General features: G+C 55.0%; 13 protein-coding genes. 3 read left to right on the top strand and 10 right to left on the bottom strand.

What is annotated here, in order from left to right; all coding sequences use genetic code 11:
- Position 1: 1 nt before the first annotated feature.
- Positions 2-934, bottom strand: a complete 933-nt coding sequence (aaeA, locus tag RW65_RS10845; RefSeq protein WP_039056755.1) for a p-hydroxybenzoic acid efflux pump subunit AaeA — start codon at positions 932-934, stop codon at positions 2-4.
- Positions 935-941: 7 nt separating this feature from the next.
- Positions 942-1,145 (bottom strand): p-hydroxybenzoic acid efflux pump operon protein AaeX, encoded by a 204-nt coding sequence (gene aaeX / locus RW65_RS10840; RefSeq protein WP_007369870.1) that lies wholly within the window; start codon positions 1,143-1,145, stop codon positions 942-944.
- Positions 1,146-1,324: 179 nt separating this feature from the next.
- On the opposite strand from aaeX, the gene aaeR reads away from it, so the two are divergent.
- A complete protein-coding gene (gene aaeR / locus RW65_RS10835) occupies positions 1,325-2,248 on the top strand; it encodes an HTH-type transcriptional activator AaeR (protein WP_039056754.1) in 924 nt (307 codons plus the stop codon).
- A 38-nt stretch (positions 2,249-2,286) separates the two neighbouring features.
- Here aaeR and tldD read toward each other — a convergent pair whose 3' ends face one another.
- The 8 genes from tldD to csrD all read right to left on the bottom strand — a co-directional run bounded on the left by tldD (position 2,287) and on the right by csrD (position 14,577).
- Positions 2,287-3,732, bottom strand: a complete 1,446-nt coding sequence (gene tldD, locus RW65_RS10830) for a metalloprotease TldD (protein ID WP_039056911.1) — start codon at positions 3,730-3,732, stop codon at positions 2,287-2,289.
- Positions 3,733-3,815: 83 nt separating this feature from the next.
- Complete coding sequence (gene yhdP / locus RW65_RS10825) at positions 3,816-7,625, bottom strand: AsmA2 domain-containing protein YhdP (protein ID WP_039056753.1); 3,810 nt, start codon at positions 7,623-7,625, stop codon at positions 3,816-3,818.
- A gap of 55 nt (positions 7,626-7,680) precedes the next feature.
- Positions 7,681-9,150 carry a ribonuclease G gene (rng, locus tag RW65_RS10820; protein ID WP_039056752.1) on the bottom strand — a complete coding sequence of 490 codons (1,470 nt, stop codon included), beginning with the start codon at positions 9,148-9,150 and terminating at the stop codon, positions 7,681-7,683.
- Complete coding sequence (locus RW65_RS10815) at positions 9,140-9,733, bottom strand: Maf family protein (protein ID WP_039056751.1); 594 nt, start codon at positions 9,731-9,733, stop codon at positions 9,140-9,142. Before RW65_RS10815 ends, rng begins: the two co-directional genes overlap by 11 nt.
- A gap of 7 nt (positions 9,734-9,740) precedes the next feature.
- The gene (gene mreD, locus RW65_RS10810; protein WP_039056750.1) at positions 9,741-10,229 is read right to left on the bottom strand and encodes a rod shape-determining protein MreD; all 489 of its coding nucleotides are present in this window, start codon (positions 10,227-10,229) and stop codon (positions 9,741-9,743) included.
- On the bottom strand, positions 10,229-11,227 hold the full coding sequence (gene mreC, locus RW65_RS10805) for a rod shape-determining protein MreC (protein ID WP_039056749.1): 999 nt from the start codon (positions 11,225-11,227) through the stop codon (positions 10,229-10,231). Before mreC ends, mreD begins: the two co-directional genes overlap by 1 nt.
- A 64-nt stretch (positions 11,228-11,291) precedes the next feature.
- The gene (gene mreB, locus RW65_RS10800) at positions 11,292-12,335 is read right to left on the bottom strand and encodes a rod shape-determining protein MreB (RefSeq protein ID WP_006818047.1); all 1,044 of its coding nucleotides are present in this window, start codon (positions 12,333-12,335) and stop codon (positions 11,292-11,294) included.
- A 304-nt stretch (positions 12,336-12,639) separates the two neighbouring features.
- Positions 12,640-14,577 carry an RNase E specificity factor CsrD gene (csrD, locus tag RW65_RS10795; protein WP_039056748.1) on the bottom strand — a complete coding sequence of 646 codons (1,938 nt, stop codon included), beginning with the start codon at positions 14,575-14,577 and terminating at the stop codon, positions 12,640-12,642.
- A gap of 294 nt (positions 14,578-14,871) precedes the next feature.
- On the opposite strand from csrD, the gene msrP reads away from it, so the two are divergent.
- Together msrP and msrQ are read left to right on the top strand one after the other, a co-directional pair.
- Positions 14,872-15,870, top strand: coding sequence for a protein-methionine-sulfoxide reductase catalytic subunit MsrP (gene msrP / locus RW65_RS10790; protein ID WP_039056747.1), 999 nt, complete (start codon positions 14,872-14,874; stop codon positions 15,868-15,870).
- The gene (msrQ, locus tag RW65_RS10785; protein WP_039056745.1) at positions 15,871-16,470 is read left to right on the top strand and encodes a protein-methionine-sulfoxide reductase heme-binding subunit MsrQ; all 600 of its coding nucleotides are present in this window, start codon (positions 15,871-15,873) and stop codon (positions 16,468-16,470) included.
- The last annotated feature ends 103 nt before the right edge of the window (positions 16,471-16,573 follow it).

Genomic DNA, 16,573 nt, shown 5'->3' with positions numbered 1-16,573 from the left:
TTTACCCCAGCTCACGCAGTCGATGCACTATTTTGCGCACAAAGGAGTCCTGACTTTCATCACGATCGGCCTGACCCGTGACCACCACCGTCGCGGTAGTGCCCGCAGGCCACAGGTTGCCCGGCTGTTTGTCGAGTCGAATACGCACCGGCACGCGCTGCGCCAGCCGCACCCATTCAAGGTTGGAATCGACTGTCGCCATCCCTTTGCTGCCGTTGCTGCTGCTGGCGTTCGTTACCCCTGCGGCGACGCTATCTACCGCGCCTTTCAACACCTGGTTGCTGCCAAGCGGGGTAATTTCCACACGATAGCCCGGCCGCACGCCTTCCAGCTTCGTCTCTTCCATATACGCCAGCACGTAGAAAGTATTGTGCTTGACCAACGCCACCGCCGTGGAACCGCGGGTAATAAACTCACCGGCATAGACGTTGAGGTTAGTAACCCAACCGTCAGCTGGAGCGCGAATAATGGTGCGCTCCAGATCGAGCTTCGCCAGATCGCGGGTAGCTTGCGATTTGGCTAACTGCTGCAGTTCCGTTTGCAGAGTATTGTTCGCCTGGTCAATCTGTTCGCGCGACATGGCCTGAATACCGAGCTGATTACGCCGCCCGGCTTCACGGCGTTTTTCCGCCACCAGCGCTTCGTAATAGGCGACATCGGCTTCATCTTCAGCCAGCGCTTTTTGATAACGCGGTTGATCGATAGTGAACAGCACATCGCCTTGTTTAACCAGTTGGTTGTCATGGACATTTACGGCAGTGACCAGGCCGGTGACGTCCGGCGCGATGGCGACAACGTCGGCGCTAAAACGCGCATCGCGCGTCCACGGCGACTCAGTGTAGTAAACCCAGGCGCGGAAGATAGCGATGAACGCGAGGATAACCAGCACCACGGTGATAGCGGTGCGAAAGAGATTTCTTGTTAGTGTTTTCACTTCTACCTCAAACAAACAGGCGCGACAGCAGATAAAAAAGGCAGCAATACAGCGCGGTGTTAAACAACGCAGGATGCCAGACAAAGTCATAAATCCCGGTGGGGATCAGCACTCTGCGCACCAGCCAAAAGATCGCCAGTGACAAAATTAACTCGAAAAAAATCGGTGGGAACGACAAACCGAACACCACGATAACGGGAAACAGACTCATGTTGACCTTGATAAGAGCGCGTGCAGATGAAAGTTCTTTATAACGTCACCGCAGAAGTAAGGGGCAAGGAGAGCCAGGCGAGAGTGACGTGAATTTTCTTAATGGATAGTATATTAACGTAACTGTTATGCTGTTATCTATATTATGTGATCTAAATCACTTTTAACCCAGAGTGAATAATGGAACGACTAAAGCGCATGTCGGTGTTTGCCAGAGTGGTGGAATTGGGTTCGTTTACCGCCGCCGCCCGACAGTTACAAATGAGTGTTTCCTCGATTAGCCAGACGGTCGCAAAGTTAGAAGATGAACTACAGGTAAAGCTGCTAAACCGCAGCACGCGCAGCCTGGGGCTTACGGAAGCGGGCAAGATTTACTACCAGGGCTGCCGTCGGATGCTGCATGAAGTGCAGGATGTTCATGAACAGCTTTACGCCTTTAACAATACGCCGATCGGTACGCTGCGCATCGGCAGTTCTTCAACCATGGCGCAAAATGTGCTGGCAAAAATGACCGCCGACATGCTGAAAGAGCATCCTGGCCTGTCGGTCAACCTGGTAACGGGTATTCCCGCGCCGGATCTGATTGCCGACGGGCTGGACCTGGTGATCCGCGTCGGTACTTTGCAGGACTCCAGCCTCTTTTCCCGCCGTCTTGGCGCCATGCCGATGGTGGTATGCGCAGCCAAAAGCTATCTCGCCCAGTTTGGTGTCCCCGAAAAGCCCGCCGATATGGTCAATCACTCGTGGCTTGAATATAGCGTGCGCCCGGACAATGAGTTTGAACTTGTTGCACCGGAAGGCATCGCCACGCGCTTGATCCCGCAGGGGCGCTTTGTGACCAACGATCCGATGACGCTGACGCGCTGGCTGACAGCGGGCGCCGGGATCGCCTTCGTGCCGTTGATGTGGGTAATCGACGAGATCAACAGCGGCCAGCTTGAGATCCTGCTCCCGCGCTACCAGTCGGATCCGCGCCCGGTTTACGCTCTTTACACCGAAAAGGATAAGCTGCCGTTGAAAGTGCAGGTCTGTATTAACTATCTGACGGATTACTTTATTGGCGTGGCGAAGGTATATCAGGGAATGCAGGGACGCAGCGTGTAAGAGATTCACCCTCTTCTGGCGAAGAGGGTGAGAAGAGTTTAAGCGGTACCGCCGACGGTCAGGTTATCCACTTTCAAGGTCGGTTGACCCACACCTACCGGCAGACTCTGCCCCTCTTTGCCGCAGACGCCGACGCCGTTATCAAGCTTGAGATCGTTACCGACCATTGAGATCTGCTGCATCGCTTCGATGCCGGAACCAATCAGCGTTGCGCCCTTCACCGCTTTCGTCACTTTCCCTTTTTCAATCAGGTAGGCTTCGGAAGTGGAGAATACGAATTTGCCGGAAGTGATATCTACCTGGCCGCCACCAAAGTTCGGCGCATAGATACCGTATTCGACGGATTCAATAATCTCTTGCGGCGTAGATTTGCCCGCCAGCATATAAGTGTTGGTCATGCGCGGCATCGGCAGATGGGCATAGGATTCACGACGCCCGTTACCGGTTGGCTTCACGCCCATCAGACGCGCGTTCATCTTGTCCTGCATATAGCCTTTCAGTACGCCGTTTTCGATCAGCACATTGTACTGGCCCGGAGTCCCTTCATCATCAATCGCCACGGATCCGCGACGATCGTTAATCGCACCATCGTCGACAACGGTACAAAGTTCTGAGGCTACCAGTTGGCCCATCTGGCCGCTGAATACGGAGGTGCCACGGCGGTTGAAGTCCCCTTCCAGCCCGTGTCCGACCGCCTCATGCAGCAGCACGCCCGGCCAGCCCGCGCCTAATACGACCGGCAGCGTGCCCGCAGGTGCGGCGACCGCAGAAAGATTGACCAGCGCCATGCGCACCGCTTCTTTCGCCCACGCATCGGCACGCACATCGCCGTCTTCAGCCTGCAGGAACCAGTCGTAGCCGAAACGACCGCCGCCGCCGCTGGAGCCGCGCTCGCGTTTGCCATCATCTTCCACCTGCACGCTGACGGAAAGGCGCACTAAGGGGCGCACATCCGCCGCCAACGTACCGTCCGTTGCCGCCACCAGAATCAGCTCATACACGCCGGTCAGGCTGGCGGTGACTTCCTGCACGCGCTTATCTTCGGCGCGCGCCGTTTTATCCACGCGACGCAGAATATCGAGCTTCTCTTCACGGCTCATACTCTGCAGCGGATCGATGCTGGTATAGAGGCTTTGATGCTCAATCGCGCCTAAGGTTTTAACCTTACCATCACCTTCGTCACGTACGATGGTTCGCGCGGCTTGTGCGCTCTGCTCCAGCGCCAGCAGGCTGATTTGGTCGGCGTAAGCAAAACCGGTTTTCTCACCGCTAATTGCGCGAACACCCACGCCCTGGTCGATATTGTAAGAGCCGTCTTTAATGATGCTGTCTTCTAAAACCCAGGATTCGTGATAGCTCGACTGGAAATAGAGATCGCCGTAATCAAGACGACGTGCGGTCAGTTGACCGAGAATAGCGAACAGATCCTGATGATTCAGGCCATTCGCTGCCAGTAGTTGTTCACTTACCAGATTAAGACTCATCATTTTTTCTCGTCGTTGCCGCCACTTCGGGCAATAAAGGTGCGATATAAAGGAGCTTGAGGCAATTCGCCGATGCCGTCAAATCATTGCTTTTTATCCGTACGCGGCTGGCGCAGGACTTCATTGATTTGTGGCTGGTCAACCGGACCGGTAATGCGGTAGCGCAGAATCGAAACTTTGTTCCACAGCGGCCCCAGAACTTTACTGGCGGCGAATACCGCCGCGCCGACAATTGGGTTAACGGCAAACGCCGCCGCCACGCCGACGGTTGCTGAGATTTCCGGTGCCACTACGGCTTCGACATCCAGTTCGCGGCGCACCAGATTAACGGAACCTTTGATAGCGATATCCGCTTCCAGCCCGTCCACCAGCGTATCGTCCGTATGCAATAAGCCATCTTTGATCCATGCGGTACTGCGAATCGAATCAAACCAGAAACCCTCGCTGCTGAAGGTGTCGCTAAAGTCTAAACGCAGCTTACGCAGCAGCGAATCGACGCTGAACAGACGCAGCAGCTGTCCGGCGTGGCCGGTGCTGATATCGGTGATTTTGCCTTTGCCAAGACGGGTGCGCAGAATGCCGTTAAGGGACTCTTCCTGCGGTTGCCACGGCGCGCTGCGCCAGTGCAGGTCATAATTAACATCAAACGATGCGTCGCGAACCGGCGTCGGCACGCCAAAAAAGCCCATCGCCGAATCAATTTTATCCCCACGCAACTGGCCTTTAAGCGAGGTGCGCTCCGCCCCCTCGCGGTTAACCCATTCACCGTCGGCGGTGAGGCGAGCAATGCCGCTATCAACAAGCCCTTTTTCCAGCGTCAGCGTGTCGCCCTGGATGGCAAAATCACCGTCAATGCGGCCATATTTTTGTCCCCAGAGCCAGCACTCTGCACAGCGCAGCTGCAGATCTGGCCAACCGGAAAAATCGATCCGTGTTTGCCCGCGCAACAACGTGGAAGGAGATGAAATATCGTTCTCATCCGGTGCCGCGCTTGATGGGTTGTAGTAGAGATAACGAATCGCCGCCTGCCACGGTGCATGATCGTGTGTCGTCAACATCCCGCTGATTTCCCGCCCCTGCGCTTCGATTTTCATGCCCGCGCTCTGCGGCTGCGAAACGATGCTCAGGTTATTCCACTGTTGTCCGCCGAGGGTTAACGCTGGCGTACGCAGCGTAATGCTCTGCGGGAACGAAGTTGTGCTGCTAACGTTGTTCGCCACGCCCTGTTTGAACAGCCCCAGCCACTGGGCACCGTTCATTGGCGGTAAATTCAGCTCAAGCCCGGCCTGCTCAGGTAGCGGCGGCAGCGTACGGCTGTCTGACGTCCAGATCCCGCGATCGAGCGTCAGTTTATTACCCAGCAGCCAGCGACTATTAAAGTGGTTATTGCCGCCAGCGTTACCCGTTAGCGCGAAACTGTGCAGATCTCCATCGACATTCACTTTTACCGGCAGTGCTTTTCCTGCGGGTTTATCCAGCGGCGGCGGCAAGGTGCTGGCAAGATGACTTAAATCACCCTCAAGATTTACCTTATAGGTTGTTCCACCCCGGTGCGGCAGTTCAACGTCGACATCACCTTTCCAGCCGATACTGCCGCGCAGCGCTTCATTTAGCTGTGCGGGCAGTACGCCGGTGCGCGCCGGTTGCCAGTTACCGTTGAGATTCACCGCTACCTGATAGGCTTTCTCCCCTTCGGTGGTGGAAAAATCGATATTCACGGGTTGGTTAAACCAGCTGGCCTGCAGCGGTTCGCTTTTCAACGTCCCGTTATTGAAGCTAAATTTGCCGCTAAGATTCTTTAAGGTGCTGTTAAGCGGCTTGATAAACAGGCTGTTATTGTTAAGGGTCACATCACCTTTAGCGACGGTCGGCTTGCCATCCAGCGGGATATCCAGATGTAAGTGAGCGCTGACATCGCCGTCGACCTGCAGTTCATCCAGCGCGCTGCCGAGGGAATCATCTAGCGGCGTCTCTTTAAAATAGGGCCCTACGGCTTTGCCTGGCCCGTTAATGTCCGCATCAATCACCAGCTTCTCTTTGACATAATCCGGGATGGTGGCAGCAAGATTGCTGGCGGTTACGCCGCCCAGCGCCACCTTATTGCTCTTCATCCACAAGCCGTCATTGAGGAAGTCCAGATCGATGTCGAGGTTTTGCAACGCGGGCCAGTCGGGCTGGAAAGCAAAGGTCGCATTACGCAGCGGCACGAAAACTTCAAACTGCCCTTCGTTATGCTTGAACGGGAAAAGCTTCGGATCGCCGCCAAACAGCAGGGTGGCGTTTTGCGTCTGCCCGCCTTTGATGGCCGCGCTAAGGTAGGAGACCAGCTCCTTGCCCATCAAATTTTCCGGGAAGTAACGCCAGGCCTGCCCGGCATCAGTAACGTTAATCCCCGCCAGAATCCCCAGCCAGGGTTCGTCGTCTTTGGGTTGCAGATAGCGAAAATCACCGCGGGCGCGCAGGGCTGTGGCCTGAATATCTATATTGTGCCCATCAAGCTGAAAACCCTGTTCGTTTTGCTGCCAGTTCAGTACGGCATCGCCCTTTTCGATCTCCAGCGGCGCGGGGAAAACCGTTTTATAAGGCATCTTCGCCTCGGCGATGGCGGCGGTTAAACGCCCGTTTTCCATGCTGCCGGCAAGGGTTCCGCTAAGGTGTTCGACACCTGGTAACAATTTCCACTGTTGCCAGGCAATATCCTGCCACTGGGCCTGGAAGCGCGTTTTATCCGTCGCCTGCAGGGGAATATCCAGCGCCAGTTTATTCAGCTTGCCGCGCGGCTGCATGGTATGCCAGATGTCGTACAACTCCGGCGAAATCTTCTGCGCAATCGGCAGCAGACCTTCTAAACCGCTGAGTTCAAGATTGCTCGCGCGCACGCGCAGCTCGTCGCTGCGCAGGTCTTTAGGCCCGCCCGCTTCCTGCGCCGGGACCCAGGCGAAGCTGAGCGCGCCCTGCGGCCACGGATGGTTATCAATTGCAATGCGCGTAACCGGTACATCGAATTGCCAGCCCTGCTGCTGGCGCGAGACATGCGCCGTGAGGTTATCCACCGTCATGCGATGTTCGGTGTTATTTCCCTGCCAGCTGGCACCGCCTTTTTTCAGCCACACATCGCCGCTTTCGATCTCGCCTTTATTCAGCGTCATCCAGCCTTCAAGGCTAAAGCGGGCAGAATTGAGCGCAACCTTATCCTGCATCCATTTACCGAGCCACGGTTTGACATCGATATCGTCCGCCTGCAACCACACACGGCCGTTGTTCAGCAGGCCATTGTCGTCGCGCAAATCCATCCGCACCTGCATAATACCGTGCTGCCCGGTCAGGCTCGACAGGCTAACCTGCCCCTCCGCACGGTGGCGATCGCTGCCGTTGAGCCACGTAAGCTGCGGGATCGCCAGTTCGGCCCGCTGCCCGGAGAGGGTCAAAAAGCTGATACGACTGTCGCGCAGATCGAAGTGATCGAACTGGCGCAAGAATAGATCGCTAATGCGATCCCGGGTGATGGATTCACCGCTATCATTACGCTGCAGCGGGGTATTGCTGTGGGCAACCAGTTGGTAAAAGGTGAGATTACGAAACTGCCAGCGCATGTGCAGCAGGCTTTGCCAGACATCCAGCGCCAGCGTCACGCGTTTTATCGACAGATCGCCGCCGTCGGAGAGGGTCACTTTGATATCGCGAACATCAAGATCGGGACCGAAGCTTTCCCAGCGCGCCTGAATTTGGCTTGCTGAGACAGGCACGCCGGCTTGCGCGGAGATTTGCGACAGAATGTCCCCACGCCAGCGGTCCAGGTGGGGCAGCACAAGGCGCAGCCCGCTTACCAGCAGCGCCGCTATCACAACCAGCGTCGCCCCTGTAAGCAGCAAAATCCCCGGCAGTCGCCTCACGCCTCTCTCCTTGTCAACTAAACCCAGACTCGCGCGTGTCGTCGCACGCTGCGAATTACATCATTACTACGTCGAACTGCTCCTGATTATAGAGCGGCTCGATTTGCACTTTAACCTGCTTGCCCACGAAGATTTCCACCTCCGCCAGCGCGTGTGACTCTTCACCTTTCAGGGCTTCCGCCACCGACGGTGAAGCATAGACCAGGAAACGATCGGAATCGTAGGCATGATGCACGCGAACGATCTCGCGCATGATTTCATAGCACACGGTTTCCACGGTTTTTACAGTACCGCGGCCATGACAAGTGGGGCATTCATTACAAAGCACATGTTCCACGCTTTCGCGCGTCCGCTTGCGCGTCATCTCTACCAGGCCAAGCTGGGAGAAACCATTAATACTGGTTTTAACCCGATCTTTGCTCAGCGCCTGTTCCAGCGAGTGCAGCACGCGGCGGCGGTGATCTTCATTATTCATGTCGATAAAATCGATAATGATAATGCCGCCAAGGTTGCGCAAGCGCAGCTGGCGAGCGATGGCCTGTGTGGCTTCAATGTTGGTATTAAAGATAGTGTCGTCGAGGTTGCGATGGCCGACAAACGCGCCGGTATTGATATCGACGGTGGTCATCGCTTCCGTTTGATCAATGATGAGATAACCGCCGGACTTCAGCTCCACTTTACGCTCCAGCGCGCGCTGAATTTCGTTCTCGACATCAAAGAGATCGAAAATCGGCTGGCGTCCGCTGTAGTGCTCAAGCTTGCTGGTCATCTCCGGAATATACTCGGCGGTAAACTCAAGCAGCGCTTCAAAGGTCAGTCGCGAGTCGACACGAATGCGATCCAGGTGGGCATCGGCGAAGTCGCGCAGGACGCGCTGCGCCAGCGCCAGCTCGCCGTACAGCTTATAGCGGGACTGTTGGCGCTTCTTACGCTCCATCACTTTCGTCCAGACGCGTTTGAGATACGCCGCATCAGCAGCAAGATCCTCTTCGCACACGCCTTCCGCCGCCGTACGAATAATAAAACCGCCCTGCTCATCGCAGTACGCCGCGACCACCTGCTTTAAACGTTCACGCTCGGCTTCACTCTCGATACGCTGTGAGACGCCAACATGAGAAGCGCCGGGCATAAACACCAGGTAACGGGAGGGCAGCGTGATATCCGTGGTCAGGCGAGCGCCTTTAGTGCCGAGGGGATCTTTCACCACCTGCACCATTAAATCCTGTCCCTGACGGACGAGTTCGGAGATATCGCGGACGGTGAAGTTTTTCTGCTCTTCCCCGGCGACGCATTCGGTGTGCGGCATAATGTCGGAGGCGTGCAGGAACGCCGCCTTTTCCAGACCAATATCTACAAAAGCCGCCTGCATTCCGGGAAGTACCCGGCTGACCCGACCTTTGTAGATATTGCCTACTATCCCGCGCCGTGCTTCGCGCTCGATATGAATTTCCTGCAGGATGCCGCCGTCAATATAAGCGACGCGTGTTTCCGATGGGGTAACGTTGACCAACAATTCAGCCGTCATGATTATCTTTTCCCTCGCGTAATGCGTTAAAATTGCTCAGCAATTCCCAGGTTTCTACCAGCGGTAAACCCACAACGGCATGATAACTACCGTTTATTTTTCTCACGAAACAGCCACCCAGGCCCTGAATACCGTACGCACCCGCTTTATCCAGCGGTTCTGTGCTGGCAACGTAATCGGCAATATCCTTTTCCGATAACACGCGGAAAGTGACCTCTGTTTCCACGAGACAATCGAGCAGATGTTGGCTATCCGCCAGCGCGACCGCGGTCATAACCTGATGAGTTTGTCCGGAAAGCAGGCGCAGCATACTGGCAGCATGCGAGGAGTCTTTCGGTTTTTCAAGCACTTCGCCATTAAATAACACAATCGTGTCGGCGCCCAGCACCGGCAGATCGCGCGTCGCCATCGCCACGCCCGCCTGCGCTTTTTCACGCGCTAACCGCAAAACGTACTGGCGGGCGCTTTCTTGCGGCTGGCGCTGCTCCTCAATGCCGGGAACAATACGCTCAAATGAGACGCCGAGCTGCGTCAGCAACTCCTGGCGACGGGGAGAACCGGAAGCAAGCCAGATATCTGTCATAGAAGCCTTATTGCACCGCGAACTGCTGGCGGATCTTGCGCATTAACAGGAAAAGCCACGGCCAGAGCACGCCATTCACCAGGCTGCTCCAGAAAATTTCCGGCTTAAACGAAACGTTAATCACCAGAAACTCGGCCCAAAAGACAATCACTTCTGTCGCCAGCGACAACAGCATCACCACCAGCGCTTGTTGCCAGAGCGCCAGATTACGGAACAACTGAAATTTCAGTGCGACCAGATAGGCGACGATGCTTAATGAAAGCGCGCGTACGCCGAGGGTAGATCCGCTAATGAGATCCAGTATGGCACCCATCACGAAACCCGTGCCAACATTTACGCGATGCGGCAGCGCGAGGATCCAGTACAGCAGAATGAGTAATACCCAGTTTGGCCGGTAGACAATAATGTCATCCGGCCAGGGCATAATTTGAAGCAGCAGGGCAATTAAAAAGGAGAGCCAGATAACCCAGCGCCCCTGGCTACGATAACTTGCCACTAGTGCCCTCCCGCAGAGGTCTGCGGCGGCGGCTGCGAAATGCCGGTCGCCGGAGCAGGCATCGGCGCAGGCGGCCCCATCGCATCAGGAGAAGGCAGTACCTGCGGCATCATCTGCAGCAGACGTTCGTTGGCGACACGATGCACATCTTCCGGAGTTCTTGGGTTAGTCCCGTTACGATCTGCGCCCCACAGCAGCAGCAGATAACGTAAACGTTGCAGACCAGCCGTCGGGCGTGCCTGAATCACGGTATAAGCACGCTGTGTATCCAGCTTCACCGATGAGACCACCGCAACCGGATACCCTTCCGGGAAACGTCCGCCGAGGCCCGATGTCACCAGCACATCACCGACACGAATATCGGTATTAGCCGGCAAATGTTCCAGCTGTAAGTCGTCGGTGCAGCCATTACCGGCAGCGATGACGCGAATATCGTTACGCAACACCTGAATCGGCAGCGCGTGAGTGGCATCGCAAATCAACAGTACGCGGCTGGTCAGCTTCGCCACCGCAACCACCTGGCCGACAACGCCTTTATCGCTGATCACCGGCTGGCCTTCATAAACACCGTTGGCGCTGCCTTTATCGATGACCACCTGATCGCTGTAGGGATCGTTAACCGTGGAGATGACCTGGGTGACCATTTTCTGCTCATCCTGACGCAGCGGCGATCCCAACAGTTCACGCAGACGCGCGTTCTCCTGTTTGTACTGCCCTAACATCAAAATCTCGCTGTTTTTCAACAGCAGTTCCTGACGCAGCGCCCGGTTTTCAAGCTCAAGCTGATCGCGCGAGGCCAGCGTTTGAGAAACGTTATCTAATAGTTCGCGGGGACCGTTGGAAATAAAATAGAAGGGGCTGACGGCAGTATCCATGTACGTTCTGATTTGACTGAACGTACCGAGGCGGCTGTCGGCAATAATAACTCCGAGCGCCACCACAACCGCCAGAAAAAGGCGAATCTGCAGTGACGGGCCACGGCTAAAAATTGGCTTCATAGGCTTTGCGTATTCTCAGGCCAGACAGATGCGAAGCGGCAACGCGCCTCGCATCTGGCGCGGACTACTCTTCGCTGAACAAGTCGCCGCCGTGCATATCGATCATTTCCAGCGCCTTGCCGCCGCCGCGCGCTACGCAAGTCAGTGGATCTTCTGCAACTACAACTGGAATACCCGTTTCTTCCATCAACAGGCGATCGAGGTTACGCAGCAGCGCGCCACCACCGGTCAATACCATACCGCGCTCGGAGATATCAGAAGCCAGCTCCGGCGGGCACTGTTCCAGCGCAACCATTACCGCGCTGACGATGCCGGTCAGCGGTTCCTGCAGCGCTTCCAGAATTTCGTTGGAGTTCAGGGTGAAGCCACGCGGAACACCTTCTGCCAGGTTACGGCCGCGTACTTCGATTTCACGCACTTCATCGCCCGGGTAAGCTGAGCCGATTTCGTGTTTGATACGTTCTGCGGTCGCTTCACCAATCAGCGAGCCGTAGTTACGACGCACATAATTAATGATCGCTTCATCGAAGCGGTCACCGCCGATACGAACAGAAGAGGAGTAAACCACGCCATTGAGGGAGATAACGGCAACTTCCGTGGTACCACCACCGATATCGACCACCATTGAGCCCGTCGCTTCTGAAACCGGCAAACCTGCGCCAATCGCGGCGGCCATCGGTTCTTCGATTAGAAAGACTTCACGAGCACCCGCGCCCTGCGCAGATTCACGAATAGCGCGGCGTTCAACCTGAGTCGCACCCACCGGTACACACACCAGCACGCGCGGGCTTGGACGCATAAAGCTGTTGCTGTGCACCTGCTTGATAAAGTGCTGCAGCATTTTTTCGGTGACGAAGAAGTCAGCGATAACGCCGTCTTTCATCGGTCGGATAGCAGCGATATTGCCCGGCGTACGGCCAAGCATCTGTTTCGCTTCGTGACCGACTGCGGCTACACTTTTTGGTGAACCGGCACGATCCTGGCGAATGGCCACGACGGAAGGCTCATTCAGTACGATGCCTTGTCCTTTTACATATATCAGGGTATTCGCGGTACCCAGGTCAATGGACAGGTCATTGGAAAACATGCCACGAAATTTTTTCAACATACTAAGGGATAATCCTGAAAGCTGGGGCGGAAACAAAATCCGCTTACTTTACCAACCACACGCAGCAGCGACAAGGCGTAAGAACCGTCTGCTACGGTGAAAATTAGTGCAGTTTGTTTCCTTTGTTGCAAAACGACATGAATTCGCCAGGAAGTTAAAAAAGCTCAACTTCCAGTATGTTGCATTTGCAGCATCTTAAAGGACAAACCGGCTTTTCGTACTGCGATAATCCAGCGGGCAGGCAGGCACACCCCCAAATACGGCAGCGCGCGTTATTCTACGTGAAAACGACTCAAACAGCAGTTCAAACCGAATATCTTTGCGAATATTTTTTCACATTGCTATCGAGCGGTTGGGAAGGCGAGATAAAATCGCCCTGTCCACCCACAACGCCCCGTTCAACCAGCATCTGCCATTCACCTCGGGAGCGAACGCCCGTCGCGAAAACGCGTGTTTTCGTGCCTTTGCACGCTTCCACGAGGCTTTGCACCAGCAGTTGGTTCTCGGTGCGCTTTTCAATGTTCCTGACCAGACCCGGATGCAGCTTTAATAATTCAACATCCAACGCTTTAATCCAACTGGTGCTCACTAACGTCAGGCCCGCTTGATTTACCGCGACTCGCGCGCCTAAAGCGTTAATTAAACGCACCACCGAATGTAACCGGCTGATATGTTGACAGACATCTGCCTCTGCAAGTTCAAAAATAATCCGTTTACGTTGAGATTTTTCGCACTGCATTAAGGTATCACGCAGCCAGCGCTGAAAACGCGGACGGATTAACGACTCTACGGATATCTGTAACGCCAGATTTTCGTCGGGCCAGAAACCAATAAAGGCGATCAGACGCGTTATCTGTAAGCGGTCATACTCTTCAGCAAGGCCAAATTGCAGCACCATCGGCATATACTCTTCAGCCAGCACTTCTTGCTCGCCGTCGAAAACGCGAAAGACCATTTCGCGATGGTGAACTTGTCCGTCACGGTTGATCGCCGGTTTCTGATAGGCGCGCGGCCCGCCACGGCTGAGCATCTGTTCGATAAGCGTTCGCCAGCGCACGTTTCCGCGCCCTTGCTCCGGGAGCGTGTCATCATAGACTGTCCAGCTGTTTCCGCCCTGCAGCACCGCGTTGCGTGTGGCAGCCTCTGCATGCTCCATCACCTGCACACAGGATTGTCCGCTACGCCAGGCACAGATACCAATATGCATAATATCTTCACGCGTCAGCATTTTATTAGGGGGTAAACCGTCCACCGCTTTCAGGATCTGTCCGGCAATGCTTTCCGCTTCCTTTAAGGTGCGATGCGGCAGCAGCACGGCAAAGTCGCTGCGGTGATAGCGCGCCAGCAACGCGCCGGGGTAACGCATAATAAAGGTAGAAAGCAGATTAATTAACGTAAAGAGATACTCTTCGGCAGGGGTTCCTCCACTATCGTGGAGCAGATCAAAGTCCGGCAGGCGAATCATCATTACCACGCCGTGGGAACCGACTTTCTCCTGATCTTCCAGCAAGGTAGCTAACTGGTTATCAAAAAACAGGCGATTGTTTAACCCGGTACGCTTGTCCTGCGCCGCATAGGAACGAATCAGCGTATCCATACGGCTACGCTGATCGCTGGCGAACTGTATATCCGTTAACAGCATATCCAGCGCGCTGCTGGTACGCGATGGCCACTCGTAAATGCTGCCGCGTACCTGCGGCCCGCGCTCGCCGTTGAGGATCCGCGTCGCCCGCGTCTCCAGTAACTCCTGTCCGGAGAGCTGCCGCCGTAACCAACGCACCGAAAGAAAGAGAGCTATGATCAAAAAGCCGATGGCCACCGTCAGCGGCGCGGTCGTCAGCAGCGAATGAACGTAACTCGCCATCGGATCCTGATAGATCAGCGTGAAATTAAAACCCGGGAGTTTCAGAGACGGGACGTGAAGTTCCCGATATTGATAATTGCTGCCCGCAGGACGATAGCTGGCCTTATGGGTATAGCTAAGCAGGGTTTTTTGCCCCTGTTTTATCTCTATCGCGATGATATCTACCGGCACCATAAGCTCATTGAGCTGTGGGGGGAGCCGCGTAAGGGGCGTGCTGATAAGTCGCGTATCGATAATCGCCGCTACCGCCTGCACGCGATTAGCGACCTTATTTTGAATGGCATTATAGAAGCTCAGCGAACAACCAATCAGGGTGACGAAAACCGCCAGTACCATGAGCAGAGTTACAAAAGCTGAGAATTTCGTCGTTAATCGCATCCCTGTGCTAACTCCGCTGGTAAAAAGAACGACAGGCTACCGCTCTGGGTAAAGCCATCGAAGTGAGTGCTAACTTTTATCTCTACCCGCGTCCCGGGATAGCTTACAGGCGGCAGAGGAAAACTGGTCCTGCGTTTCATCCCAGCGAGTATAGTCCTCAGAAATTTTTTGCCAACGATCAATAATCCTGAAAAATGTTTTTAACCGGTTTATTTACAATGTTTGGTAACACACTCTTACTCGCGCTCACGCTACGCTTACAGCATGCTTGGCCTGAAACCACCGGAGATTGCAATGAAGAAGAAACTGACCGAAGCCGATGTGACTGCCGAATCTGTCTTTATGTTGCAGCGCCGACAGGTGCTAAAAATGCTGGGCATTGGCGCGTCGGCGCTAACGCTTTCCTCCGCTGCGCAGGCGGATCTGCTGGACTGGTTTAAAGGCCACGATCGTCCCAAAGCGCCTTCCGGCAAGCCTCTCGATTTTACCCAACCGGCACAGTGGAAAGCACAACTTCCGCTGACGCCGGAAGAGAAGGTCACCGGCTATAACAACTTTTATGAATTTGGCCTGGATAAGGCCGATCCTGCCGCCAATGCCGGCAGCATGAAAACCGATCCCTGGACCTTAACCATTGAAGGCGAAGTGGCGAAACCGTTAACCCTCGATCACGCAGCGCTTACCTCGCGCTTCCCGCTGGAAGAGCGTATCTACCGCATGCGTTGTGTTGAAGCCTGGTCGATGGTGGTTCCGTGGATAGGTTTCCCGTTGCATAAATTGCTGGCGCTGGTTGAACCCACCAGCAACGCGAAATATGTCGCGTTCCAGACGCTTTACTCCCCTGATGAGATGCCGGGGCAAAAAGATCGGTTCATTGGCGGCGGTCTGCAATATCCCTACGTGGAAGCACTGCGTATAGATGAAGCGATGCATCCGCTGACGCTGTTAACGGTGGGTGTGTACGGCAAAGCCTTGCCGCCGCAAAATGGCGCGCCAATTCGCCTGACCGTACCGTGGAAATATGGTTTTAAAGGCATTAAATCGATAGTGAGCATTAAGCTGACCAGCAAACGACCGCCGACAACCTGGAACCTCGGCGCACCTAACGAATATGGTTTTTACGCCAATGTGAATCCTCATGTCGATCATCCACGCTGGTCGCAGGCGACGGAACGGTTTATCGGCTCCGGTGGCGCGCTGGATGTGAAACGTCAGCCGACGCTGCTGTTTAATGGCTACGCTGAAGAGGTAGCCTCGCTTTATCACGGGCTGGATCTACGGGAGAATTTCTAAGTGCGCTTAACGGCTAAACAGGTGACCTGGTTAAAGGTTGCATTACATCTGGCGGGCCTGCTGCCTTTTCTTTGGCTCTTCTGGGCGGCAAGCCAGGGTTATTTCAGCGCCGACCCGGCAAAAGATATCCAGCATTTTACCGGCAGAATGGCGCTAAAATTTCTCCTCGCCAGCCTGCTGATAACGCCGCTCGCCCGTTACGGCAAACAACCGTTGTTGATCCGCACCCGCCGCTTGCTGGGGCTTTGGTGCTTTGCCTGGGCCACGCTGCATCTGACCAGCTATACCCTGCTGGAGCTTGGCATCAATAATCTCTCCTTGTTAGGCCAGGAGTTGGTTAGTCGTCCCTATTTAACCCTGGGCGCGATAAGCTGGTTGATTCTGCTGGCGCTGGCGGCGACGTCTACGCAGTGGGCGCAGCGTAAACTGGGTAGACGCTGGCAACAACTGCACAATTTCGTCTATCTGGTAGCGATCCTCGCGCCGATTCACTACCTTTGGTCCGTCAAAATTTTGTCACCGCAGCCCATCCTGTATGCAGCCGTCGCGATTGTGCTGCTGGCGTGTCGATATAAGAAGTTTCGCCATTGGTGGCATTAACTCCGCATTATGTGCGTAACTTCCGTTAATTGCCGCAAGTTTGCTGGAGCGGGTTGATAATCTTCTCTGATAAGACCAGTATTTAGCTGCCAATTGCTACGAA

It is taken from the genome of Enterobacter sp. Bisph1 (assembly GCF_000814905.1).
Lineage (GTDB): Bacteria > Pseudomonadota > Gammaproteobacteria > Enterobacterales > Enterobacteriaceae > Kosakonia.
Note: the sequence above shows the minus strand (reverse complement) of the source record. Positions and strands in the feature narration are given on the sequence as shown.